The following is a 23,712-nucleotide window of genomic DNA, read 5'->3' on the forward strand; positions in this document are numbered from 1 at the left end:
GCTATTCCGTATTATTAAGGCTACTTAACTACCCCTTCCATGCGTAACTTTTTTTGCCTCACGGCTTTTTTCGCCGTTTTACTCCTGCTGAACGGATGCAAATCATCCGAAAAAAAAGCGGGAGAAATTGCCGTTTCCTGGGAATTGGTGAGCAATTTTACCGATGTCGAAGGCGGTTTTGAAGCCCGGTTTATCCTGAAAAATCACGGCGAATCGGCCCTCACCGACAAAAACTGGGCGTTGTTCTTCAACATGTCACCCCGGCCCATCCTGGCATCGAAAACGCCACAACCGGCTACGGTTCAACATATTAACGGTGATTGGTATAAGATGACGCCGAACGCCGGCTTTGCGCTGGCGGCCGGTGATTCGACCGAAATCCGGTATGTCGGAACCGAAGCAATCATTAAAAATACGGATTCTCCGCTTGGGCTGTATTTCGTGTTCTACGACCAGGATGGCAAGGAAGAAAACATCGTTCAGGTGTCGGAATATACGGTCGTGCCTTTTTCCAGAAAAGAGCAGCAGTTGCGCGGGAAAAACGATTTGATGCCGCTGCAAACAGCGGCCAAACGGTATCAGGATAACCTGGCACTCAGCCTGATCGATGCGTCCCAATTGCAGAAAATCATTCCGTCGCCGGTTAAAATTATCTCGGGCACCGGAACATTTAGCCTTGATAATAAACTTTCCATTTACTATGGAGCGGGTCTGGAAAATGAAGCCAAGCTGCTGAGTCAGAAATTGAAAGTGCTGACCGGCACCGACTTTACCACCTCAGCTACCGCGCCTTCCGGAAAAGGAATTGTGCTCAAAACCGGGCCGGTTTCGGTGAACGGGATTGCCAAAGAAGCCTATAAACTGAGCATCGACGGCAACGGGATTGCCATCACCGGGAGCGATGCCGCCGGGGTGTTTTACGGCACGCAGAGCCTGCTGGCGTTGATTCCGACGGCGACATACCTGAAACCAACGGCTGCGGTGGCTTTGAATTTCGTTCAGGTAGAAGATGCGCCCCGGTTCCAGTTCCGGAGTCTGCACGTGGATGTGAGCCGGAATTTCCAGACCAAGGAAACCATTCTCCGCATCCTCGACCTGCTGGCGACCTACAAAGTCAACCATTTTCTGTTTTACACAACCGAAGACGAAGGCTGGCGGCTCGAAATCGACGGTTTGCCGGAGTTGACGAAAGTGGGCGCCCAGCGCGAACACACGACCGGCAAAGAAACGTCCGTGCTGCATCCGTCGTACGGGTCGGGGCCGAAAGCGTATGAAGAGGGCAAGTACGGCAGCGGTTTCTATACGAAAGCTGATTTCATCGAAATCCTGAAATACGCCAATGAACGACACATCAAGGTGATCCCGGAATTGAATTTTCCCGGACACGCGCGGGCGGCCATCAAGGCAATGGAAGCACGGTATGAACGCTTGATGAAAGAAGGCAAGGAAGCCGAAGCGAACGAATACCGCCTGATCGATCCGGCGGATAAATCCGTTTATTTATCGGCACAGGCGTATACCGATAATGTAGTAAGCGTGGCGAAGGAATCGACGTATCACTTCTACGAAAAAGTGGTGGACGAGATCACCAAAATGTATGCGGAAGCCGGTTTGAAACTGGATGTGTTCCATGCCGGGGGCGATGAAGTAGCTGAGGGGGCCTGGACCAAATCACCGCTGGCGGCTCAGTTGCTGAAGGAAAATCCGGCGATTAAAGACCCGAAAAATCTGCAAACGTACTTTTTTGGTCGGCTGCTGAAACGGCTCGAAAAGCGGAATCTGGAAATTCATGGCTGGGAAGAAGTGGCCCTCAACAAGTCGGCGGATGGAAAATACATTCCGAATCCAGAGTTCGTGGGTCGCAAGGTGGTGCCGTATATCTGGAACAATATTTATGATCTGGATCTGGGCAACCGGCTGGCGAATGCGGGCTATCCGGTGGTGTTATGCAACGTGACCAACTTCTATTTTGACCTGGCCTACAACAACGATCCGCTGGAACCGGGCCTGTATTGGGGCGGTTTTGTCGACACCCGTGCCAACTGGGCCTTTGCGCCCTTCGACATGTTCAAAACCACGTACAAGACCTCTATGGGGAAACCGTTGGTATTCAGTGGTTTGGAGAAGATGAAACCCGAAGCCCGTAAAAATGTCATCGGCCTGGAAGCGCAGCTCTGGAGCGAAACCGTGAAAGGACGCGACATGCTTGAGTATTACACGCTACCCAAACTGCTCGGATTTGTGGAAAGTGCCTGGGCCGCCGAGCGTCCGTGGGAAACCATCGAAAACCGGGATGTGCGTGAAAAGGCCATCCAGTCGGGCTGGAATGTATTTGCCAATACCTTGGGACAAAAGGACTTGCCGCGTCTGGCGGTTCTGAATGGCGGGTACAATTACCGCATTCCGATGCCGGGGGCCATTCTTGAAAACGGAACGTTGAAAGCGAACAGTGAATATCCGGGTCTGGCGATTCGCTATACGACCGACGGTTCCGAACCAACGGCGCAATCGACTTTGTATACGGCTCCGGTGGCAGTTTCGGGATCTATAAAACTGAAGAGTTTCGATGCGGCTGGCCGGTCGAGCCGGACAGTGGTGATTGATTAACCTTAAAAAGTGAATCATCGGTGGAATGAATTTGATGCATTTTGCCGATGATTTGCTCTATACTGTATGATCGACTTTCGGACTGAAAGCTGCGGGCTGGTCCTGTTGCTATTGCTCGTCACGTTGCCTTTGATGGCTCAGAAAAAATCGGCCATGATGCTTGGGCTTAACCCGGCGGTCACGGTTGAACCCTTTTACGAAAAAGGTGAGTTGGACCTCAATATTTTGCCTGTGGTAATTCAAAAAACGCTCACCCGGCGAGTCGATCTGCGTCTTATTTCGGTATTGAACCTGGGTATTCGGAAAACCGGCAATCAGATTAGCCACGTGGGCCTGGAAGCCACGCTACCAGTTTACCTGAAGGCCAAAGAAAGCCTTGCTGAACCGTCGAAAGGCCTTTACCTGGCTCCCGGCTATGCTTTTACCCGAAACCGACTCGGTCGGCACAGCAACAGTAGTTTATTTCTGGAGCCGGGCTACCACTTATCGGTCAGTCCCAAAATGAGCCTGACTTTTGGACTCCAGTTTGGCCGAACGTATTTCGCTTATGATGATGATGCCACCAGGTGGGATGGACATTTTGGCTTTAAACTCATTATTGGCTATTGGCTTTGATTAGCACCCCTATATGAAACACAATTCCCTGATTGTCATTCTGATTCTGCTGATCTTTTTCGTTATTTCCTTTCTGACCAATATCCTTGGTCCGCTGATCCCGGATATTATTAAAAGTTTTGAGTTAAGCATCGGTTTGGCCGGTTTTCTGCCGTTTGCCTTCTTCGTGGCCTACGGGGTGATGTCGATTCCGTCGGGCCTGCTGGTCGAAAAATACCGGGAAAAACCGGTGTTGCTGGGGGCTTTTTTTCTGGCTTTTGCGGGTGCCCTGCTCTTCGCGCTGATACCCGGTTTTTCCATTGCCCTGTTCTCCCTTTTTCTGATTGGCCTCGGGATGGCGATGCTGCAGGTGGTGATCAATCCGTTGTTGCGGGTGGCGGGTGGCGAAGCACAGTTTGCGTTCAACTCCGTGCTGGCGCAGCTTTTCTTTGGCGCGGCATCGTTCTTGAGTCCATTGTTATACAGTTATTTAGTGAGTCATGTGCATTCCGGTACAGAATCTTCGTCAGTGATTGCCCTGCTCAACCAACTGGTTCCGGCCAATCTGAAGTGGGTGTCGTTGTACTGGGTTTTTGCCCTGACGGCCTTGTTGATGGTAGTCGTCATTTACTTCGTCCGTTTCCCCGAAGTGGAGTTGAAGGAAGACGAAAAAATCGATACCGGCAAAGCGTTTAAAGACCTGCTCGGCAACAAAACCGTCTGGCTGTTTTTCTGCGGTATTTTCGCGTATGTCGGTACGGAACAGGGCATTGCCAACTGGACCTCCCAGTTTCTCCAAACCTACCACGGTGTCGATCCGGCCACCACAGGCGCTTCCGTGATCGCGTATTTCTGGGGTTTGCTGACGGTCGGATGCCTGCTCGGCTTGTTGTTGCTGAAGATTTTCGACAGTCGCCGGGTGTTGATGTTGTTTGCTGCCGGGGCCATTCTTTCCCTGCTGGCGGGTTTGTTCGGCACCAGGGAACTGGCGATTTACGCCTTTCCACTCACCGGGTTTTTCGCGTCCGTCATGTGGTCGATCACGGTGTCGCTGGCGCTCAATTCAGTGCCACACCACCACGGAACGTTTTCCGGGATTTTGTGTACGGGCATTGCGGGTGGAGCCGTCGTGCCGCTGATTGTCGGCGGTCTGGGCGAGTTGGTCGGCCTGCGGCTGGCGATGTTGTTTTTGTTGCTTACGCTGGGTTATATCTTCAGCATCGGCATCTGGGCCAGGCCGTTGGTGAACAACGCGACGGTGAAGAGTTTTCGGGAATTATTTGAGTAAAAGAGTTATTTCGCGGAGTTTAGCGGAGTAAAAAAGAGTTTAGCGGAGTTTTAGTTATTTTTCTCCGCTAAACTCTGCGAAACAAATTTCATGTATAAAATCATCCTCCTGATCGATTTTGCCGAGGACTATAGCAAAAGTCTGTTGAAGGGCGTTACCAAATATTCACGCGAGCACGGCCCCTGGGTGTTTTGCCGGATGCCGCTTTTTTACCGCGAAACCATCGGGGTCAAGGGCATTTTGCAATGGGCGCAGGAGTGGGGAGCCGACGGGATTATCGGACAGTTTTATAATGACAAAGAGATTTCCGAAATCATCAAAGCCGGTATTGCCGTCATTGCCCAGGACTTCAAGGAGCGGTTTGACGACATTCCAAACATCACCGGAGCCTACCACGAAGCCGGAGCGATGGCGGCCGATTATTTCCTGAAAAAAGGTTTTACCCAGTTTGCGTTTTACGGTTTTAAAGACATTGTCTGGTCGCGGGAGCGGGCGGAAGGGTTTGAAAACCGGATCAAAAGTGCCGGGTATGGCGTCCATTCATTCGAGCATACGAAGGCGCAATCCAGCGAATTGTGGTATTACAAACCCAGTGCGTTGAGCCATTGGCTGCAATCCTTACCCAAGCCGATTGCGATTATGGCCTGCGATGATCGTCAGGGTCAGCACATTACGGAGACGTGTCGGCAAACCGGGATTCGGATTCCCGAAGAAGTGGCCGTGCTGGGCGTCGACAACGATGAAATGATCTGTGAACTGTCTGACCCGCCCCTGTCGAGCATTGCGCTGGACGCGGAGAAGGGCGGCTACGATTCGGCCAAACTGCTCGACCACATGATCCGGACGGGCGTAACCGGTTTTTACGATATTGTGGTGAAACCGACACAGGTGGTGACGCGCCACTCGACCGACATCTACGCGACCAACGACCACTACATTGCCTCTTCGCTGAAATACATTCACCAGAACATCGATAAAAACCTCCAGGTGGATGAGGTTGTCAGACAGGTCCCGCTGTCGCGCCGGGCGCTGGAAAAGCGGTTTTTGACCATTACGGGTTATCCAATTTACAAGTATATCTTTAACCTGCGCATCGAAAAATTCACCCAGAAACTGCTGGAAACCGACATGACGGTGTTTGAAATTGCGCTCGATATGGGACTGACCGACAGCAAGAACATTGCCCGCCAGTTCCGGCAGGTGAAGGGCTGTTCACCCAGTGAATTTCGGAATCAATATGTAGCGGGGAAATAGAGAAAAAGAGGTTATTTCGCAGAGTTGAGCGGAGGGGAAAAGAGTTAAGCGGAGTTTTTAATATTTTCTCTCCGCTTAACTCTGATTTTCTCTGCTCAACTCTGCGAAATAACGCTTTTTCTAATCCTCAAACCCAAAACCCATGTATCATTTTCTAATCACGGTTTTTCTTTGCACCAACACGTTGTTTTATTCCGAAAGCCAACCGAAAACCGCCCAGTCGGATTGGATCTGGCTTTTTGATGGGACAAATACCAATCAATGGATCAGTGCGAAATCCGATCAATTTCCCAAAGAAGGCTGGTCGATTGACAACAAAATGCTGGTGGCCAATAAAGGGGGAGACAAATCGAAGCGGGGTGGCGATCTCGTTTCGCGCCGGAAATTCAGGAATTTCGACTTGCGGTTTGAGTTTAAACTGACGCCGGGGGCCAACAGCGGGTTGAAATACTTCGTTAAAAAATACCCCGACGGCGGCTGGTTGGGCTGCGAATACCAGATCATCGACGATGCGGGCAACAAAGACATCGCCGGTGACAAAGACGACAAGCGACGCACGGCGGGCTTATACGAGTTGTTTGCCCCGTCGGAACGGAAGCTGAAACCCATCGGCCAATGGAACGAAGGTCGCGTGGTCGTGAACGGCAAGCACGTCGAACACTGGCTCAATGGCGTCAAAGTAGTTGACTACGAGCGTGGTGACGAGCGGTTTAAAGCCGCCAAAGCCCAAAGTAAATTCAAAACCGTCGAGGATTTTGGCGTTATGGAAGAAGGTTACCTCCTGTTGCAGGACCACGGCGATGAGTCCGCTTTCCGGCAGATTCGGATTCGGGAACTACCCCCAACCCCCTAAAGGGGGCTTCGAAATCCGGATGTTTTAGCCCGGCACCGGCCGCCCGGCCTTTAGGGGGTTGGGGGTGAAAAACGGAAGAACTCAACAGCCCTGCCCTTCAGGGGGTTAGGGGTGGTTTTACTGCTTCAACAACCACACATCCGAAATCTTCGAGTGTTGGCGCCAGTTCAGGTGCGACTCTTCCGGCCCGTCGAAGGTCACGGAAATGCGGCCATCCTGCGTGAGCGAAAGCGGCACAATCCATTCCTTAAAGGTTTCGGTTGCCTTGTTGTAAATCAGGGGTTTCAGACGTTGGCCGTCGACCCGCAGCAGGGCGTCGCCGGAACCCGTCACCCGGATGATGTAACGCGCGCCGGGGTCGAGGTTGTCGTAGTCGAGGGCCGGTTCGTTCTGGAACGTTTGCGTCGATAGCCGGGCGCGGCTGGAGCCGTTGTCCCACCAGGCAATGTCCGTGGCGTCTTCGGAAATGGTTTTCACGCGGGGGATGTTGCCACCACTCGACACGTCGTCGTAATAACTGCCGACACCGGGCGTTTCCCAGTTGCCGATGACGTGCATCCGTTCCAGTTGCTCTTTCGGCGTTTTCATGGCCCGGATTTTCTTGAATTCGTCGGCCAGCCACCAGCGGTTGTTGAGCGGATAATCGACAAAATCGAGCAAACAGCCGCGTTCGTAGTTCTTGGCTTTGTATTTCGGCACGCTGGTTTGTAAACCGATCGATGCGTATAAATCGGCGCACAGCGTTTCGATTTTCTTACGCAGTTCGACCGAAACCGGTTCTTTATCCGCCTTCTCTTCCGTAGCCAGGGCCAAGGCCAGCGTTTTTTCAATACTGGTTTCGGTGGCCTGCGTCAGCAAGGCATTAGCGGTTTTTTCCAGTCCTTGCTCGTAGAGCAACCGGCGACGCGTGTAGGCATCGTAGGTTGCCCGTAGGACCAGCATTTGCCAGCGCCAGTTGGTTTTCAGTTCAGGATGAGCGGTTTCCAGATTTTTCCAGAAGGAGAACGTCGCTTCGACCCCGCCATTTTGGGCCAACGGGCCTTTCCAGTTGGCTTCGAGTGCGGCAATGCCATCGGCAGCATCGTTCGTCAGGGGCCAGCCGAAGAAAAACCGGCTGTAGTCGTTCAGAATCTCGTTGACGTCTTTGGTCGGGTCCCACCCCCGCTGACTCCACACCACTTTGTTGATATCATCGTGACAACCATCGGAATACGACACAAAACCGTCGGTGAACGGCGCGTATTTCCCGTGAATATCCGCAAAGAAAAATGGCCGGGGGTTGATGGCTTCGCGGCCCAGCGTCAGCGTGTAAGCCTGATCCCAGCGTTCCACCGGAAACTCGCAGCGAACGTTGTGGGTGATGTCCGGATATTCGCGGTGTTGGTAGGTTTTGGGCAATCGGAAACGGGTTTCAGACATCGGCGGGCTGCTCGGCCCCGACACCACGCCCTGCAACCAGGTGGGCTTATGCTGTTCGAGGTACTTGTAAAAATAATCGATCTGCTCCGTGTTGAATCCCTGTAATGAAATCCAGATTTTGGCCTTCGGATGGTACTGAACCAGCCTGCCGTGGAGGTCTTTCAGGAACGCCATCACCTCGCGCGGGTGGTTGTCGCCGGGGTCACCGCCGGGGACGAAAATGTGATCGAGCCGGGGGCAGGACTTGTAAAAAGCCTCATGGTTTTCCAGTTCAGCTTTTCGTTTCGTTTCGTCGGTTAATTCAAATTCCGCCGGGGTCCAGACCCAGTAATCCATGTCGTATTTCTGACACAATTCACTCATCCGCACCCGCATCTGGGCAGCCGGTATGGGAAAATGGGGACTGCCTTTTCCTTCTTCGTGAAACGGAATGCCCTCGACGGCGTTGGTTCCGAAAATGGCCAGTTCGCGGTAATACTGGTCAAACTGGGCCACCGTCCAGGCATCATACGAATTGGCGGTGTTTCGGTAGCCCAACTGGTGTCCGCGAATTGGGTAAGCGGGCGCACTGGCGAACTCGACCGGTCCGGCGAGTTCAAGCCGTTTCGCATCCATTTTTACATTCCGCAGCAACCAGCCGGAGCCGAACAGAATGCCCCGCGCATCGGCCCCGATAATCCAGAGCGTTGTGCCGGTCGTGACGACTCGAAATCCCTCCGGTTTCTGTTCTGGTAAACCCATTCCCGTTCGGGCCGGAACCGGTTTTCCTGCTACTTCCCGATCGGATGCAAGAGCCAGAACGATCGTCGGTGTCGTACCACCGGGCCAGGTTTTCGACTGTTTCAGCGTGCTCGTGGTTCGTTTGGCGATTTCCTCCACCAGCATCTGCGGAGCGGTGGTCCGCATGGGTGACGGAATGGAAGGCGAAACGAGAAGCGTTGCATTTTTGAGGCTAACCGGCTGAGCAGCAAGCTGGAATGCAAGGAAGAAAAGGAAGAGGGTTAAGCGAGAGGTCATTGGGAGATAGGAAGTAGAGGTTATTTCGCGGACGGGGCCGCCCGGCGGTTGAGCGGAGCAAAAAAGAGCTAAGCGGAGATAAATAATAAAAACTCTGCTTAACTCTTTTTACTCCGCTCAACTCTGCGATACAACCCGTTGAATTTTACGAATCGCTTCCGCAAATAACCGCATGTCTTCCCGGCTCCCCAGCATCGCGTGCTGAAAAATCCAGACGGCTTCTTCGCTGCAAGCCCGTTCGGCCGCCGGGCAATGCACTGCCGTGTAATCGACGGATTCCGGAATGGCGTAACACATGAAGTTTTTGTTCTGAAAAACCGGCTGTTTGTACAGCGGATGCGGATAGCCGGTCGAGCAGGGAACGCCTTCGGCCGCCAGCCGGGCTACAAATTCGTGCCGGGAAAGCGGGCCGAACGCCGTGGCATCGTATTTGAAAATGTACAGGTGATAGCAATGCCGAATCTCTTCCGTGCCACGGCTCAGGGGCGTAATGCCGGGAATATTGGCCAGTAATTCATTCAGATACAGTCCGTTGTCATTTCTTAAAACCGTCTGTTCTTCCAGCCGGTTGAGTTGTTGGGAGAGCAAAACCGCCTGCATCTGGGTAATGCGGTAATTGCAGCCGGGGTTGAAATGATCGTACCACTGACCGCCTTCCATCCGCCCGACGTTGCGCAGCGACGCCATCATCTTGTACAGCGTTTCGTCGTTTGTAACCACAATACCGCCTTCACCACTCGTCAGGTTTTTGGACGACTGAAAACTGAAACTGCCCGCATCGCCGATGGAGCCCAGTTTTCGCCCTTTGTATTCGGCCCCGTGGGCGTGGGCCGCGTCTTCGATCACGCGCAGGTTGTGTCGGCGGGCAATGTCCAGAATGGCGTCCATGTCGCAGCCCAAACCGGCGAAGTGAACGGGAATAATCACTTTGGTCCGTTCCGTAATGGCGGCCTCGATGGCGTTGGGATCGAGGTTGTAGGTTTCCGGGTCGATGTCCACGAAAACCGGTACGCAATTGACTTCCAGAACCGTAGACGCTGTCGCAATAAAGGTATAGGGCGGCACGATGACCTCGTCGCCGGGTTTGACTCCGCAGGCCATCAGTGCCAGCCGGAGCGACACGGAACCGTTGACACAACTGACGGCGTATTTCGTGCCGCAATAAGCCGCAAACGCCTGCTCGAAAGCAGCTACGACCTCCCCGCAGTCGGGATTTCCCCAGTGTCCGCTCCGAATCACCTCGGTCACGGCCTGCACTTCTTGTTCGTCGTAGATGGGCCAGGGGAAGGTCGTTTGCACGGTTTTCTCACCGCCATCGATGGCCAGGGTTTCCAGTGTATTTTTCATTTTAAGACTTACGTCTGATAATTCTTTGCACTTTCGTTTTTTACCCCCGTTCCCCTAAAGGGCAGAACGTAACAGCCCTGTCCTAAAGGGGACTTGGACGCAGCTTAATCCGGATGCTAAAAGTCCCCTTTAGGGGAACGGGGCAAAAAACGAAGTTCCTGCATTTTTATGATGTTCTGACATTCGGTTTACAGTAAACCGTAAACCTTCTAGAATACGGCTGCGGTTGGGTTTCGGGCTATTGTTACGGAGAAATTTTCGAGCGAATAGCCTGTTTGGCAGCCTGTAACGTATTAGCTCAGAAACCTTTTCCGAAACCACCATGAATTTGAAATCGCTTTTTACCAGCCTGCTTGTTGCGGGGATGTCGATGGGTACGGCCTGGGCCATCCGGGGTCAGTTTGGTCACGAACAGGGCGCGGCCTGGGCCGGTGCCATCGGCGCGCTGAGTGTGCTGCTGGTGGCCAAGCGGTCCGACTGGTATGCGCGGATGTTCAAAGCGACGCTGGCGGCTGCCATTGGCTGGGGAATCGGTGGCATCATGAGCTACGGCATTGTGGTGGGCTACGGGCGGGGCATCGACTTCGTGAACGTTTATTACGGGCTGATGATGTTGTTCATCATCGGCGGTTTATACGGTTTTATTGGGGGCGGTTTGTTCGGGTTGGCCCTGGCCGATTCGCCAAAGAAACGCGTTTCGTGGCCGCATCTGATCGTTGAAATGGTGGTGGGCGCGATTGTCGTTTACTTTTTCCTGATCGAAGAATGGGGCTGGCTCATGACGCCCCCGCGTTCCGAAATGTGGGCGGCCTGTCTGGGAATGGCGGTGGCCCTGACCTGGTATCTGTATCGGAACAAGCAGTATTCGGCTTTGCGCGTGGCGGTTTTTGCCGGACTGGGGGGCGGTTTTGGCTTTGCCTTCGGGAACTTCCTGCAAGTGATGGGCGGATTGTCAGGCATCAAATTCAATTTCTGGAATGTCATGGAATACACCCTGGGCTTTTTCGGCGGCATCGGCATGGCGTATGGTACGTTTACGTCGTCCTGGGAACCGGCCGAAAACCGGGAGAAGCGAGCCAACATCTGGTTTCCCCTGTTGATGCTGGTGTTGTTCATTCCGTTTGTGGTCTGGGATCAGACCTTCGAGATAAAAAAGCTGGAAGAAAACTTTATTAAAATTACAACGGGAGATATTCCGGCGCTGGCGCAAACGGTGCGGTGGGTGGCGCTACTTGCCGTGTTACTGACCAGCGCGATCTGGTTTGTGAAGTATTACCAGACGCGGAAAAGCGAGTGGGTTAGTTATGATTACAACGATGTCCGGACGTTTTTCCTTGGGCATTTTGGGTTATACATCGCTTACAGCTTTCTGATAACCGGTGCTTTTATGAGTACCTACCGGATTGAACAGTACCTGTATGTCGTGAATCTGCTCGTGGTCACGTTACTGATCGGGAAAACAAAACCGGGGTTTTCTAACCGGGGAATGTATGCCGGCAAGTGGGCGATGGGCTTTGCGCTGGTGCTGGCTTTTATCGCGGTGATCGCGCTGGTGGCGATTCATTCGCACGGGGAGTTAAAAGGCATGAACCGACGGTTTGAATAAGGCAGCTTTTGTTTTACATTGCTTTGCAAACCAGTTTCAACACAGGAGATGAAGGCTATTGATCTGAATGAGGCCACTCAGTTTTGTATGGAACCCCTTGGCAAACAGGTGCGGTTGGTAGTGATGAAAAACGGAGCGGAGTGGGTCTGCCGCAAAGAAAGTTATCAAAAACTGAACCGGTTTTTAAAGGCAGATACCGGTCGGTTATTTAAAGGACGGCTGCAACTGATTCTTGCCGATAATAAGCTGATCGTCGAAGTCAAAGGCTCCGAAGTTGGCACGGTTTCGGCAGACCATTTCCGGCAATATCTTTCGGAGTTGAAGACCTTTGCCACCAGTTACTTCGTTTAGCGTCAATCGCAAGATTTCGGTTAGTCTTTGATTAGTAGAAGATTATAGTAAATTTGGAGCATGAAGAATTTTCTGCTGCTCCTGCTTATGCTCACGGTTTCGGGAGCGGTGCCGGTCGTCGGTCAAACGAAGATCGACAGCCTGATGGCGTCGTCGGCCGGACTTCCGTTTGGGCAGAAAAAAATCAACGCGCTGCGAAGAGTCGCCTGGGAACTGGCCAAAACCCGGACCCAACTGGCCCTGGCGCGGCAATACGCCGACAGCATCGTTCTGGTGGCAAAAGCGATCAACGATGCCGATGGCGTTGCGGTTGCCAATCTGTATTACGGGGTGATCAACAAACACGGGGGCGATTTTGAGAATGCGCTTGACCATTTTGGTCGGTATATCCGCTATTTCCGAGCCGCAGGCGATTCGGTAAAAGTAGGCATTGGCCAGTTTGAAACCGGTGTTCTGGAACGGGAGCGGGGCAATTACGAAGCCAGTTTGCGGGCTTTCCAGGAGGCATTGCGAATCAACGAAGCCAAAGGGGATGTCTACGCCACGGGCAACACCCTCAATTCCATCGGTTCCATTTACGGACGGATGCAGCAGTGGGACAACGCCATCGCAACCTATCGACGGGGCCTGGTTTATTTTGAGAAAGAGAAAGACCGGGGCGCACAGGCCAACGCCTACGGAAATATGGCGAATGCGTTTTCCAATAAAAAAGACTACAAACAGGCCGAATTGCATTTCCAAAAAGCACTCGCGATCCACAAAGAGCAACGGATGGAGTGGGCGGTGGTGAAAGATCATGTCAACATTGCGGCCCTGTTGAACAAGCAGGAAAAGTATGCCGAAGCCCTTCCGATTTACCAGCAAACACTGGCTATCCGCCAAAAATTACCCAACAAAGCCGACATCGCCGGAAATCTGTATTACGTGGGATTTACCCAACTCAAGTTGAAGCAATACGCTGCGGCCAAAGAGAACCTGCTGAAAGCACTGGAGATGGCGGAAGAGATTGGGGCCAAGCCGGTGATCGGCGATGCCAATGCGGCTTTGTCGGAAGTCTACACCGCTCAGGACGATTACCAGAAGGCGCTCGAGCAATACAAAAAACACACGGCCACGAAGGATAGTGTGATGAACCTCCAGATTTCGGGTCGCCTGAACGAGTTGCAGGTCAAGTACGAAACCGGCGAAAAAGACAAGCGGATTGTTCTGCTGGCGAAAGAGAAGGAGATTCTGGCGAAGGAAAAAATGATTCTGGCCAAGGAAAAAGCCATTCAGGAACAGGAAGCCCTGCGGCAGGCCACAATCCGGAGAATGTATGGGATTGGGCTGGTATTCCTCTGTATTTTAAGCGCATTGGCCTTTGTCATGGTCCGGCAACGCATCAAAAGCCAGAGAGCAATGGCGGAAAAAAATGACGAGTTGAAAACCGCCCGGTTTCAGCGCGAACTGAGCGAACTGGAACTGAAAGCCCTGCGCGCCCAGATCAATCCACATTTTCTCTTCAACTGCATGAACTCCATCAACCAGATGATTTTGGGCGGAGAGTCCGAAAAAGCGTCGCTCTATCTGGGAAAATTCTCGAAGCTCGTCCGCCTGATTCTGGAAAACTCCGACTCGAAGGAAATCTCGCTCACCAGCGAACTTGCCACCATCCGGTCGTATATTGAACTGGAAGAACTGCGGTTTAAAGGAAAAATCAATTACCGGATCGATGTCGACGAAAGCATCGATCCGGAAGATACTTACATTCCGTCCATGATTTTGCAACCGTTTGTCGAAAACGCCATCTGGCACGGTCTCATGCACCGGGTTTCGAACGAACCGGGAACCATTGCAATTTCGGTGGCCAACCAGCACGAACACCTCACCTGCCTGATCGAAGACAATGGCGTTGGGCGCGGAAAATCCACGTCCCTCAACGAACAATCGGTGATCAAAAACAAGTCGATGGGGCTGAAAATCACAGAAGAACGGCTGCGGTTTCTGAACCACGGAGCCGCCAGCCAACTGATTTACTTTACCGATTTGATGAACGCTTTCAACCAGCCGGCCGGAACCCGGGTCGAAATCCGTATCCCCGTTTCATGATCAAAGCCATTGTTGTGGATGACGAAGCCGACGGGCGGGCGGCCATTGCGATGGCCCTGGCCCGGTATTGTCCGGAGGTTTTCATCGCCGAAAGTTGCGAGACACCCGAAGCCGGTGTGCGGGCCATTCACGCCCACAAGCCGGATCTGGTTTTTTTAGACATTCAGATGCCCCGGATGTCGGGCTTCGATGTGTTGCAGAAACTGTCGCCCATCACGTTTGAGGTGGTTTTTGTCTCGGCCTACGACCGCTACGCCATTCAGGCCATCAAGTTCAGCGCGCTGGATTACCTGCTCAAACCGCTGGATGTCGACGAACTGATACAGGCCGTTCGGAAAGTGGAAGAGCGGCTTCGGCTGAAAAATAATCCCTTCGGCTATCAGTCCGTCTTGCACAACCTGCAATTTCGGGATGGGAAAATCAAGCGGCTGGCGGTGCCTGCCCTCGACGGCATTTCCTTTTTCGATACCGACAGCATCATTTTTTGCCGGGCCGACGGCAGCTACACCACGCTCTACATGCGCAACAAACAGCAGGTGGTGGTGGCCAAAAAGCTCAAGGATTTTGAAACCCTGCTGGCCGAATCCGATTTCTGCCGGGTTCACCATTCCGCCCTCATCAACGTCCGGCATGTTCAGAAATACGTCAAGGGCGAGGGCGGTTACGTGATCCTTTCCGAGGGGCATCACATCGACGTTTCCCGCCGGAAAAAAGAGGATTTTCTGCGCCTGATGGATCTGATTTGACGCGTATTATTTCTTGGCTACCGACACTATTTTCTGATTTTCCGAATTGATGCTGCTATCGGTCAGGTTTCCGCCTTTGATGGTAAATACGGATTTGTCTGTGGCGTTGACCGTGTAAGTATCTCCGGATTTTGAAACGGTGCCTTCCCGTAGGTTGCTGGCAAACAGCTTGTCCCCGGCCAGGTAATAGGACGTTATTATTTTAACGTTCGTGTCATCCGTCCGGACAATGTCGTATTCGCCCCGACGGCCATCAGCATTTGGGAAATTGGTGACGGCACTACCGACTGTGATGGAAAGCAATTGATACTTCCCCACAACCTGAGACGCCAGATCCGGGTCTGGCTCGACTTCTTCGCTGTCTTTCGAACAGCCGACGAGGAGGACCGACAGAATGAGCAGGAGTTTTACGATTTTCATGATTCTTTCAGATGGTTCGTTGGTCTGAAAGGTATCATGCTGAAAGCCACCGGAAAACTATGCTTTTGCAGGTGGCAATTCCGGTTTCATAAGTGGTGGCAACACGTTCACGGAAAGCGAACCGAGCCTTTCAACTCGCGGGGCAAATACCCGAATTTCTTTTTGAAGGCAACGGTGAAATGCTGGTGGTTTTTATAACCGATCAGGTTGGAGACCTCGGCAATGGTTTCAAACTGGCCCTTCCGAATCAATTCCTTGGCCTGTTCCATCCGGCAGTCGGTCAGGTAGCCGAAAACAGTGGTCTGATACAATTCCTTGAAACCCTCCTGAAGTTTGGTGCGGTTTAGCCCCACCAGCCGCGACAACTGCTCGATGGAGTAGGGGGTCGTGAGGTTCTGGCTGAGGAGTTCCCGGACCTCGTAAAGTTTATCGACATCGGTTTTTTTCAAGGTTGACGGAGCGGTTTTGGCCGTCGTGATCTGGTCGATTTGCAGCGTCAGTAACTCGCATACTTTGGCTTCCAGAAAAATCCTTTTTAAAATGCCGGTAAACGGGCACTCCCTCAATTCGGCCAGGATTTCCTTCATCCGCGGGGTGATTGGATAACTGCCATTGCCCAGGAGCGCGGGGACGTTCTTTTCGATATGAGTTCCGAAAATGCCAAGCTGCTCAAGGTCGTGGTTGAAAAGACGGCGCAGGAAATCCAGCGATAATTCAATTTCAACACTGGACGCAAAGGGTGTTTTTAAATAGGTAAGATGACCTTTCAGGGCCGGGTAAAAGAGCAGCGAATGCCGCCCGGTCATAATGTTGGTATCGGGTTCGAACCGGGCGTTGGGCCTGTAGACACAGCCGCCGGTCGTGATTTCAAAATGCATTTGCAAATACGGAAAATCACTTTCAATGTGCTGTGTAAAAGCATTTTCGTGTTGAACCTGAAACTGACTGATAAAGAGCCCGTTCAGATGAACCCGGTGGGAGCGGGAATAAATACCGGCATAGTTGAACTCTCCCTGGTATTCGGTCATGCCAATTTCGTTCGGAACTGAATAGCCATCCGAGTATTCCCGTATGTGCTGGATTTCTTCAAGATCCTCTGATTTAAATACAATCTTCATGGAAATTCTGCTTCTCGCGTCATCAATACTGCACCTGACGTTATTCCTCCAGCCCTGAAAAGAATACCTTTGTCGGCTATTAAGAATTAGTCTTAATAATCAAAGGTAATGATCTCTATTCTTCTGACATACAATGAGTAAAAGATTTTTGATTTTATTTCTTTTTCTCATATCGCAGTTCTGTCTGGCTCAGAGTCCCTTATCCGTCTGGAATGGGTCGGTGAAGGGGGCAAAAGGGAATGCATTGGCGGGGGCGACGGTATCGATTGTGGAATTGAAAAAGTTTACCACCACGAATTCAGCCGGAAGTTTTGAGTTTACCGGCATACCGGAAGGCACGTATCACATTCAGGTCACCCACGTGGGTTATACCACCGCCCTGAAAGACGTGCAATCGACGGGACAGAAGCGGGTTCGGCTGAATCTGGTGCTGCAGGAAGAAGCCCGCGAATTGACGGAGGTGCAGGTGCGGGGGAAATCGGAAACCCAGCAGGCGAAGGAAACACCCATTAAAGCGGAGGTGATCAATACCAAAGCCGTTCAGGAACAGCCGTCTACGCTGGTCGAGCTGATGAATCGGTCGGCGGGAATCCGCATCCGGCAAACGGGTGGGTTGGGGTCGAATGCGGGACTGATGATGAACGGTTTTCAAGACCGGGCCATCAAAAACTTCAAAGACGGTATTCCGCTGGATTATCTGGGCGCGGGCTACAACATTGCGCTGGTTCCGGTCAATATGCTCGAACGGGTGGAGATTTACAAAGGCGTTTTGCCCGCCGGTTTGGGCGCTGATGCGCTGGGTGGAGCCGTCAACATGGTGACCAAAAAATCGCTGTACCGCTACGCCGAGGCATCCTACGAAATGGCATCGTTTAACACGCACCGGGCCTCGTTGAATGTCCTTTATACCGACACGACCCGGAAATTCTTCCTGGGTGCCGATGCGTTTGTCAACCGATCCGACAATAATTACAGGGTCGATGTGACCGTCACCGACCTGGAAACGGCGGCCCGCAGCCCGGCGACGGTGCGGTTATTTCACAACCGGTTTACCAATTATTACGCCGAAGCCTACGGCGGTTTTGCCAACACCCGCTGGGCCGACGAACTGCGGCTGGGCGTCACCTGGTTTCGGATCGATCGCCAGAACCAGTACGGATCGACCATGTCGCAGCCCTTTGGCGCGTCGGTCAGTCAGCAGTATTCGGTCATTCCCACGCTGCGGTATCGCAAGGCGTTCCGAAAATTGAGCCTCGACCAGTTTCTGACCACCAGCACCATCCACGTTCAGCAGATCGACACGGCGCGGGGCGTTTACGACTGGTACGGAAACTTTAGACCCAGCCCCTCGCGAACGGGCGAAACCTCGACACGGGGTTCGTTGTCGGACATTGATTTTTCGTATTTCACGTCCCGATCCAACCTGGCCTACCAGCTCGATGACCGAAATAAGCTGGAGTTGAATGTCGTGTCGGCGAAGCTGGTTCGGCGGGGAAGGGATCCGCTGGGATTGACCTTCAAAAACGGTACGGACATCCTGGAGCCAGCCGCTCACTATACCAAGCTGATTACCGCTCTGGGCCTGGAATCAAAGTGGCTGGAAGAGAAACTGGCTACGAATCTGATCGTTAAGTATTATCATTCCAACGTCGATGCGACTGATACCGATTATTACGGAACCGTAATACCGCGTTCGGAAACCTCAAACCGGTGGGGAATGGCCGGAGCCGCCAAACTTTCACTCGGAGCCAACGCTTTTGTTCGGGCGTCGGCGGAGGTGGCCACCCGGCTGCCGGAACAGGACGAACTCTTTGGCGATGGGAATTTTCATATTGCCAATTTTGAACTCAAACCCGAACGGAGCACCAATTTCAACCTGGGTTTTCGGACTGAAAAACCGGGGCGCTACAGCTTCGAACTCAATTCATTTTACCGGATTACGCGGGATCTGATTCTGCGGGTGCCGGTGAATATTTTCTTCACCCAGAATCAGAACGTGAACAACGTCAAAGGCTTGGGAGTAGAAGCCGACGCCACAGTGTCCCTGACGCATTGGCTGCGGGCCAACGGCAATTTCACCTGGCAGGATTTTCGGCTGTTCGACACGGGAAACCGGACGACCGAAGGAGCGCGTTTGCGCAACACGCCCTACTTTTTTGCCAATCTGGGGCTGAACGCTACCCTTCCGCGTCTGTTTGCGGGTCACGATCGGCTGAATCTATACTATTATTTCATGTTCGTCCGGGAATATTACCTGGACTACATTCCGAAATCACTGGAACCGCCCGGTTTTCTGGGCCTGTGGGGAAAAGCTCAGTTCAACGCACCGAACATCATTCCGAACCAGCAACTGCATTCGATGGGATTAACGTACAACCCGGTCAACGACCGGTTATCGGTCGGTTTGCAGGTTAAAAATATCTTCGACAGCCCGGTTTTCGACAACTTCCGGATTCAGAACGCGGGCCGAAGTGTGCATTTTAAAGTGAATTACATCCTGAAATAAATCGCTTCATTTTATTACCCCTACCCATGAAAAAAGTACTGACCCATTTTGCACTTTCCTGTCTGACCCTGGCCCTGTTCGCAGGGTGTTCGAAAGACAGCGCCGATGATAATCCGACGCCAACCGACAACGCCAAATACGTGCTGATGACGGATGTGGTGCAGTTTCAGGCACCGGGCTATCTGACGGCTTTTAACGGGATGCCTTCCGGAACCATCGTTGATATTCAACCCAAGTCATTGCAGCTAACCCAGGCTTTTGGGTTTCGTACGTTTGGGAAATGGCTGTTCAACCGCGCCAATGCGGCTGGCGAAGTGGGACTGCAGAAGTTTACGGTGACCGACGACGGCAGTTTGAAAGACGAAGGGTTTATTGCCGGCGCAACCCAGTTTCTGGTGGTTTCCGAAACCAGTGGCTATTACCTCGACGAAACCCGGGGCACCCTCAAGCTGCAAAAATTCAATCCCACAACGATGCAGCGCACGGGCGAAATCGACCTGTCGTCGCTGCAAAAAACGGGTGTCGAATACCAGGTGATTGGCAAACACACGATTGCCGCCAAGGAAGGAAAACTGTATGCCGGGATAACATATGGCACGAAAGCGCAGCAGGGCTACGGCGATGATCTGTATAATTACGTGGAGTTGGCCGTGATCGATATGGCGACTGACAAGCTGGAAAAAACGATCAAATACGACGGCCAGAAGGGGATTGGCTGGGGTTCGTCCGGCAACAAAATGTGGACGACTGGCGACGACGGCGCGCTGTATCTGTATAGCTCCGGTTTGACCGACGGTTTTACGAACCCGGCCGTGCTCCGCATCAAAAAGGGTGAAACGGATTTTGACCGGACCTGGAAACTGAAAGGGACGGATTTTCAGACGGCCATGGCGATCTCGACGGGCCTGGTCAAAGGCGGGAAGTTTTACACGGAAATTCCATCCGAACCGCTGAAACCGGATTACAGCAACCTGACTGCGATCATCTGGGATTACTATGTGATCGACATGGCGACTATGCAGAAAACGAAAATCGAGGGCATGCCGCAGCACCACTATTCGTATGCCAACGAGCAGGCCATCACCGAAATCGACGGAAAAATCTATTTCTGGGTGAAGAACAAAGACCAGAAAATCGACGGCTATTATGTGCTGGACGGCACCAAAGCCACGCAGGTGTTCAACAACACCCACGAAGGTTTTACCTGGGGTTTTGCCAAGTTACAGTAAAACAGTCAATCCGACCGACCATGAGCAACGTAAAATCCATCCAAACCTGGTTTCAGATTCACAAATGGACCAGTCTGATCTGCACGGCTTTTCTGCTGATGCTGTGTCTGACGGGCCTGCCGCTGATTTTCCACGAGGAAATTGAAGAACTGGAAGGCAAGCAACTGGCGAAGGCAATGCCCGCCAGCACCCCCAAAGCGAGTCTGGACCGATTGGTGGAAACCGGTCTGAAGCTGAATCCCACCAAAGTGATCCGGTTTCTGTTCTGGGATGAACACCAGCCGAATACGGTTTCGTTGAGCCTGTCGGACTCGGTCGATGCACCGCCCGATAACTACAAAATCGTGATTCTTGACGATCGGACGGCGCAGGTGCTGGAAGAGCCGAATTACCAGGAAGGGTTCATGTATGTGATGTTGCAACTGCACATCGATATGTTCATGGGCATCGGCGGCAAATTGTTTCTGGGGTTGATGGGCATTCTGTTTGTGGTGGCCATCATCTCCGGCATGATGCTCTATGGGCCGATCATGAAACGGTTTGAGTTTGGGCTGGTGCGCACCGAAAAATCGACGCGGCTGAAATGGCTCGATCTGCACAACCTGCTCGGCGTGGTCACCATTGCCTGGGCGACGGTGGTCGGGATCACGGGCGTCATCAACACGCTGTCGGAAGTGGTGCTGGGCTTGTGGCAAGTAGGACAGCTTTCCGAAATGACGGCTCCGTACAAAGACGCGGCCCCGTTGACCGGAAAACTCAGTTCGCTCGATCAGGCCTTTGAGATTGCCCGCAAAGCCGACCCCGGCATGGAACCGTACCTGGCGGCCTATCCCGGCACGGGCTTCAGCAGCAAACACCATTACGCCATTTTTGTCAAAGGCAAAACGCCCCTGACCGAACGGCTGATCAAACCCGCGCTGGTCGATGCCAAAACCGGCAAACTGACCGACATGCGAACGATGCCGTGGTATGTCAACGCCCTGTTTATATCGCAGCCACTTCACTTTGGCGATTACGGCGGCTTGCCCCTGAAAATTATCTGGGCGATTTTCGATCTCATCACGATTGTGGTACTGGGGAGCGGTCTGTATTTGTGGTTTGCGCGCAACAAAGCCACGCAGGCGAAAATTGCCCGATTGGGAAAGTCTGATTCGAAAAAAGCGGTGCAAAAACTGGAAGATTCTGAAATACTGGCGCTGAGTGACGGGAAAGGAGAGGGGTATGAATCGTAATTTCTGGCACATCTGGACCATTCCGCTCTTGCTGGCGTTGGTGAGCCTTTTTGGTTTGATTGTTGCCTTGGTTGGCGACGGTTTTATGGATTTTCTTTCCTGGGTTTCGTTGGGGATTCCGTTGGTGGTGGCTGGCTGGTTTGTAAACCGGCCAGCCACCAAACGCAGGGGGCATTAGGCTGCGCGTGCAACACACAAGCGTTGAAAAGGGACGGATCGGCACTTCTTTCCTTTTTGTTGATATATTTGCCCCGCAAAAGCGAGATTTAAGGGAGCCGAACCTATTGAGAGTTGTTAAAGAAACGTTATACAAGCTGATTGGCAGTCCGGACGGGTTTTCACTCGAAGCCCGGATCTTCAATGCCATCTGTGTACTGATTCTGGTTGTGATGGGGTATAACATCCCATTCAGCTTTTCTGTTGGACTGCCCGAAACCGGGTGGATTTGTACCGTGCTTTTGGGCGTGAGCGGTTATGTTTACTACCTGACGCGGATCCGGAAAAAGTTTGTTGCCGCCCTCACAATTGCCGGGGTCACGATCACGATCCTGTTTGCGGTAAACTACTTTTTCAATTCGGGCATGAGCGGGGCTTCGCTCCTGAGCTTTACCATTACGCTGTTTTTACTCCTGATTGCCGGCCCGTCCCGGCACTCCCAGTTCTGGGTTTTGTTCAATCTAGCGATTGTGCTTTCGCTCCTGGCGGTCGAATACCTGTATCCGCAATTTATCGTCGAAACCTATCCGGACCGGCTGGCGCAAACCGTCGATCTGGCTTCGACGTATTGTGTCAATGTTTTTTTTCTCTACTTCGGTACCCTCTTTTTTACCAAAGCCTACAAGGTGGAACAAAAGCGGGTGGAAGAGCGGTCGGTGGTGTTTGAACGACTGAATGAGGAGAAAAACAAGCTGTTTTCGATTGTTTCGCACGATTTGCGGTCGCCCCTGGCTTCGGTTCAGCAGTATCTGGAAGTGTTGAAACAAATTGAACTGGATTCTGATGAGCGGAAAAAGATCGAATCGGAGCTGTTGGTGGGCATCAACCACACGCAGGAAATGCTGGTGAACCTGCTGTCGTGGTCGACCAGCCAGATGCGGGGAACGACGGTTTCGCTGGCGCCGGTCAACGTCAGCGCGTGTCTGAAACCCATCATCGAAATTTACAAACCGCTGGCTGCTCAAAAAGAAATCCAACTGGTTTTGCGGGTCGATGGGTTGCCGAACGTGCTGGCGGATGGCAACTTGCTGCAATTGATTGTTCGGAATCTGGTTGGGAACGCCATCAAGTTTACGCCCACCGGCGGACAAATCACAATTGAAGCCACCCGAACCGATACGAGCGGTCTGATTACGGTGAAAGACACCGGCCGGGGCATCAAAGAAGCGGACAAGCCCCAGCTTTTTTCGCTGAAAGCCCAGCCCACCTTCGGAACCAACAACGAGCGGGGCGTCGGATTGGGCCTTTTTCTCTGCAAACAATACGCCGAAGTTCAGCAGGGAGCCATCTGGTTTGAAAGCCAGGAAAAGGTTGGAACTACGTTTTTTCTGGCGTTGCCGCTGCCGATACGGGCGAAAAACTGATCTCCCAAGGGCGGTTGTATTATAAGTCTTTGATGAAACAAACGATGCGATTGGCTTCGGTAAAACCGGTTTTTCGGTGAAAATCGATGCTGGCCAGATTCGTCAGTTCCGCATCGGAGGCAAAGTGATGGCACCCGTTGTTTTTGCCCCATTCTTCACCCAGACGCACCAGGTCACGGCCAATGCCGCGCTTTTGATAAGCCGGTTTTACATAAATAGCTTCCATATAAGCCACGGGCGATTCGGTGGCTCCTTCAACGTAGTCGGTACGGATAGACAGGTGGATAAAGGCAATGTAGCGGTCCTGTTCCCGGACGAGGTAACAGATTTCGGTCTCGGCATCCACGATGCTTGTATAGTAGTCATGTTCTTCGTCAAACGAGCAGTCTGGCCAGAGTTCCAACGCCAGCTCCGTTAGCGGTTGAATCGTATTGGTGGAAAAGACTTCTATATTCAT

19 protein-coding genes are annotated in these 23,712 nt (G+C 52.4%); 14 read left to right on the top strand and 5 right to left on the bottom strand.

The features are described 5' to 3' along the window. Positions 1-39: 39 nt before the first annotated feature. The 5 genes from DUE52_RS20240 to DUE52_RS20260 all read left to right on the top strand — a co-directional run bounded on the left by DUE52_RS20240 (position 40) and on the right by DUE52_RS20260 (position 6,596). Positions 40-2,607, top strand: a complete 2,568-nt coding sequence (locus DUE52_RS20240; protein ID WP_114407863.1) for a family 20 glycosylhydrolase — start codon at positions 40-42, stop codon at positions 2,605-2,607. Positions 2,608-2,673: 66 nt separating this feature from the next. Next, entirely contained in the window at positions 2,674-3,222 is a 549-nt protein-coding gene (locus DUE52_RS20245) for a hypothetical protein (protein WP_114407864.1), read from the top strand. Positions 3,223-3,235: 13 nt separating this feature from the next. Then, positions 3,236-4,489, top strand: coding sequence for an MFS transporter (locus tag DUE52_RS20250; RefSeq protein WP_114407865.1), 1,254 nt, complete (start codon positions 3,236-3,238; stop codon positions 4,487-4,489). 90 nt (positions 4,490-4,579) lie between these two features. Beyond that, positions 4,580-5,743 carry a DNA-binding transcriptional regulator gene (locus DUE52_RS20255; protein WP_114407866.1) on the top strand — a complete coding sequence of 388 codons (1,164 nt, stop codon included), beginning with the start codon at positions 4,580-4,582 and terminating at the stop codon, positions 5,741-5,743. 142 nt (positions 5,744-5,885) lie between these two features. Further along, the gene (locus DUE52_RS20260) at positions 5,886-6,596 is read left to right on the top strand and encodes a 3-keto-disaccharide hydrolase (protein ID WP_114407867.1); all 711 of its coding nucleotides are present in this window, start codon (positions 5,886-5,888) and stop codon (positions 6,594-6,596) included. Between the two features lie 117 nt (positions 6,597-6,713). Here DUE52_RS20260 and DUE52_RS20265 read toward each other — a convergent pair whose 3' ends face one another. Both DUE52_RS20265 and DUE52_RS20270 read right to left on the bottom strand, forming a co-directional pair. Beyond that, a complete protein-coding gene (locus DUE52_RS20265; protein ID WP_114407868.1) occupies positions 6,714-9,032 on the bottom strand; it encodes a hypothetical protein in 2,319 nt (772 codons plus the stop codon). A 117-nt stretch (positions 9,033-9,149) separates the two neighbouring features. Next, positions 9,150-10,379, bottom strand: a complete 1,230-nt coding sequence (locus DUE52_RS20270) for a DegT/DnrJ/EryC1/StrS family aminotransferase (protein ID WP_114407869.1) — start codon at positions 10,377-10,379, stop codon at positions 9,150-9,152. Between the two features lie 322 nt (positions 10,380-10,701). Between DUE52_RS20270 and DUE52_RS20275 the strand changes: the two genes are divergently transcribed. Genes DUE52_RS20275 through DUE52_RS20290 form a run of 4 tightly spaced genes read left to right on the top strand, consistent with a single transcriptional unit; the run spans position 10,702 to position 15,170 of the window. Continuing rightward, positions 10,702-11,985 carry a hypothetical protein gene (locus DUE52_RS20275; protein ID WP_114407870.1) on the top strand — a complete coding sequence of 428 codons (1,284 nt, stop codon included), beginning with the start codon at positions 10,702-10,704 and terminating at the stop codon, positions 11,983-11,985. Positions 11,986-12,033: 48 nt separating this feature from the next. After that, positions 12,034-12,336 carry a hypothetical protein gene (locus DUE52_RS20280; protein WP_114407871.1) on the top strand — a complete coding sequence of 101 codons (303 nt, stop codon included), beginning with the start codon at positions 12,034-12,036 and terminating at the stop codon, positions 12,334-12,336. Positions 12,337-12,396: 60 nt separating this feature from the next. Then, positions 12,397-14,424 carry a tetratricopeptide repeat protein gene (locus DUE52_RS20285; RefSeq protein WP_114407872.1) on the top strand — a complete coding sequence of 676 codons (2,028 nt, stop codon included), beginning with the start codon at positions 12,397-12,399 and terminating at the stop codon, positions 14,422-14,424. Continuing rightward, positions 14,421-15,170 (top strand): LytR/AlgR family response regulator transcription factor, encoded by a 750-nt coding sequence (locus DUE52_RS20290; RefSeq protein ID WP_114407873.1) that lies wholly within the window; start codon positions 14,421-14,423, stop codon positions 15,168-15,170. Before DUE52_RS20285 ends, DUE52_RS20290 begins: the two co-directional genes overlap by 4 nt. 6 nt (positions 15,171-15,176) lie before the next feature. Here the strand turns inward: DUE52_RS20290 and DUE52_RS20295 are convergent, their stop codons facing one another. Both DUE52_RS20295 and DUE52_RS20300 read right to left on the bottom strand, forming a co-directional pair. Further along, the gene (locus DUE52_RS20295) at positions 15,177-15,590 is read right to left on the bottom strand and encodes a hypothetical protein (protein WP_114407874.1); all 414 of its coding nucleotides are present in this window, start codon (positions 15,588-15,590) and stop codon (positions 15,177-15,179) included. A 107-nt stretch (positions 15,591-15,697) separates the two neighbouring features. Continuing rightward, the gene (locus tag DUE52_RS20300) at positions 15,698-16,708 is read right to left on the bottom strand and encodes a helix-turn-helix transcriptional regulator (protein WP_114407875.1); all 1,011 of its coding nucleotides are present in this window, start codon (positions 16,706-16,708) and stop codon (positions 15,698-15,700) included. Positions 16,709-16,841: 133 nt separating this feature from the next. Here DUE52_RS20300 and DUE52_RS20305 point away from each other — a divergent pair, with 133 nt between their 5' ends. From DUE52_RS20305 to DUE52_RS20325, 5 genes are all read left to right on the top strand, one after another. Next, complete coding sequence (locus tag DUE52_RS20305) at positions 16,842-19,214, top strand: TonB-dependent receptor (protein WP_114407876.1); 2,373 nt, start codon at positions 16,842-16,844, stop codon at positions 19,212-19,214. A gap of 26 nt (positions 19,215-19,240) precedes the next feature. Next, positions 19,241-20,443 (top strand): DUF4374 domain-containing protein, encoded by a 1,203-nt coding sequence (locus DUE52_RS20310; protein ID WP_114407877.1) that lies wholly within the window; start codon positions 19,241-19,243, stop codon positions 20,441-20,443. Between the two features lie 20 nt (positions 20,444-20,463). Further along, positions 20,464-21,675, top strand: a complete 1,212-nt coding sequence (locus tag DUE52_RS20315) for a PepSY-associated TM helix domain-containing protein (protein WP_114407878.1) — start codon at positions 20,464-20,466, stop codon at positions 21,673-21,675. Then, the gene (locus DUE52_RS20320) at positions 21,665-21,853 is read left to right on the top strand and encodes a hypothetical protein (protein WP_114407879.1); all 189 of its coding nucleotides are present in this window, start codon (positions 21,665-21,667) and stop codon (positions 21,851-21,853) included. Before DUE52_RS20315 ends, DUE52_RS20320 begins: the two co-directional genes overlap by 11 nt. Before the next feature lie 106 nt (positions 21,854-21,959). Then, positions 21,960-23,255 carry a sensor histidine kinase gene (locus DUE52_RS20325; protein ID WP_114407880.1) on the top strand — a complete coding sequence of 432 codons (1,296 nt, stop codon included), beginning with the start codon at positions 21,960-21,962 and terminating at the stop codon, positions 23,253-23,255. A gap of 19 nt (positions 23,256-23,274) precedes the next feature. On the opposite strand, the gene aac(6') is transcribed toward DUE52_RS20325, so the two are convergent. Beyond that, a complete protein-coding gene (gene aac(6'), locus DUE52_RS20330; RefSeq protein ID WP_114407881.1) occupies positions 23,275-23,712 on the bottom strand; it encodes an aminoglycoside 6'-N-acetyltransferase in 438 nt (145 codons plus the stop codon).

The organism is Larkinella punicea, from assembly GCF_003334855.1.
GTDB classification, from domain to species: domain Bacteria; phylum Bacteroidota; class Bacteroidia; order Cytophagales; family Spirosomataceae; genus Larkinella; species Larkinella punicea.

Bases quoted from the DNA above. Each gene is read 5' to 3' on its own strand.
- DUE52_RS20240 (WP_114407863.1), top strand. From the start codon at position 40: ATGCGTAACTTTTTTTGCCTCACGGCTTTTTTCGCCGTTTTACTCCTG.
- DUE52_RS20245 (WP_114407864.1), top strand. From the start codon at position 2,674: ATGATCGACTTTCGGACTGAAAGCTGCGGGCTGGTCCTGTTGCTATTG.
- DUE52_RS20250 (WP_114407865.1), top strand. From the start codon at position 3,236: ATGAAACACAATTCCCTGATTGTCATTCTGATTCTGCTGATCTTTTTC.
- DUE52_RS20255 (WP_114407866.1), top strand. From the start codon at position 4,580: ATGTATAAAATCATCCTCCTGATCGATTTTGCCGAGGACTATAGCAAA.
- DUE52_RS20260 (WP_114407867.1), top strand. From the start codon at position 5,886: ATGTATCATTTTCTAATCACGGTTTTTCTTTGCACCAACACGTTGTTT.
- DUE52_RS20265 (WP_114407868.1), bottom strand. From the start codon at position 9,032: ATGACCTCTCGCTTAACCCTCTTCCTTTTCTTCCTTGCATTCCAGCTT.
- DUE52_RS20270 (WP_114407869.1), bottom strand. From the start codon at position 10,379: ATGAAAAATACACTGGAAACCCTGGCCATCGATGGCGGTGAGAAAACC.
- DUE52_RS20275 (WP_114407870.1), top strand. From the start codon at position 10,702: ATGAATTTGAAATCGCTTTTTACCAGCCTGCTTGTTGCGGGGATGTCG.
- DUE52_RS20280 (WP_114407871.1), top strand. From the start codon at position 12,034: ATGAAGGCTATTGATCTGAATGAGGCCACTCAGTTTTGTATGGAACCC.
- DUE52_RS20285 (WP_114407872.1), top strand. From the start codon at position 12,397: ATGAAGAATTTTCTGCTGCTCCTGCTTATGCTCACGGTTTCGGGAGCG.
- DUE52_RS20290 (WP_114407873.1), top strand. From the start codon at position 14,421: ATGATCAAAGCCATTGTTGTGGATGACGAAGCCGACGGGCGGGCGGCC.
- DUE52_RS20295 (WP_114407874.1), bottom strand. From the start codon at position 15,590: ATGAAAATCGTAAAACTCCTGCTCATTCTGTCGGTCCTCCTCGTCGGC.
- DUE52_RS20300 (WP_114407875.1), bottom strand. From the start codon at position 16,708: ATGAAGATTGTATTTAAATCAGAGGATCTTGAAGAAATCCAGCACATA.
- DUE52_RS20305 (WP_114407876.1), top strand. From the start codon at position 16,842: ATGAGTAAAAGATTTTTGATTTTATTTCTTTTTCTCATATCGCAGTTC.
- DUE52_RS20310 (WP_114407877.1), top strand. From the start codon at position 19,241: ATGAAAAAAGTACTGACCCATTTTGCACTTTCCTGTCTGACCCTGGCC.
- DUE52_RS20315 (WP_114407878.1), top strand. From the start codon at position 20,464: ATGAGCAACGTAAAATCCATCCAAACCTGGTTTCAGATTCACAAATGG.
- DUE52_RS20320 (WP_114407879.1), top strand. From the start codon at position 21,665: ATGAATCGTAATTTCTGGCACATCTGGACCATTCCGCTCTTGCTGGCG.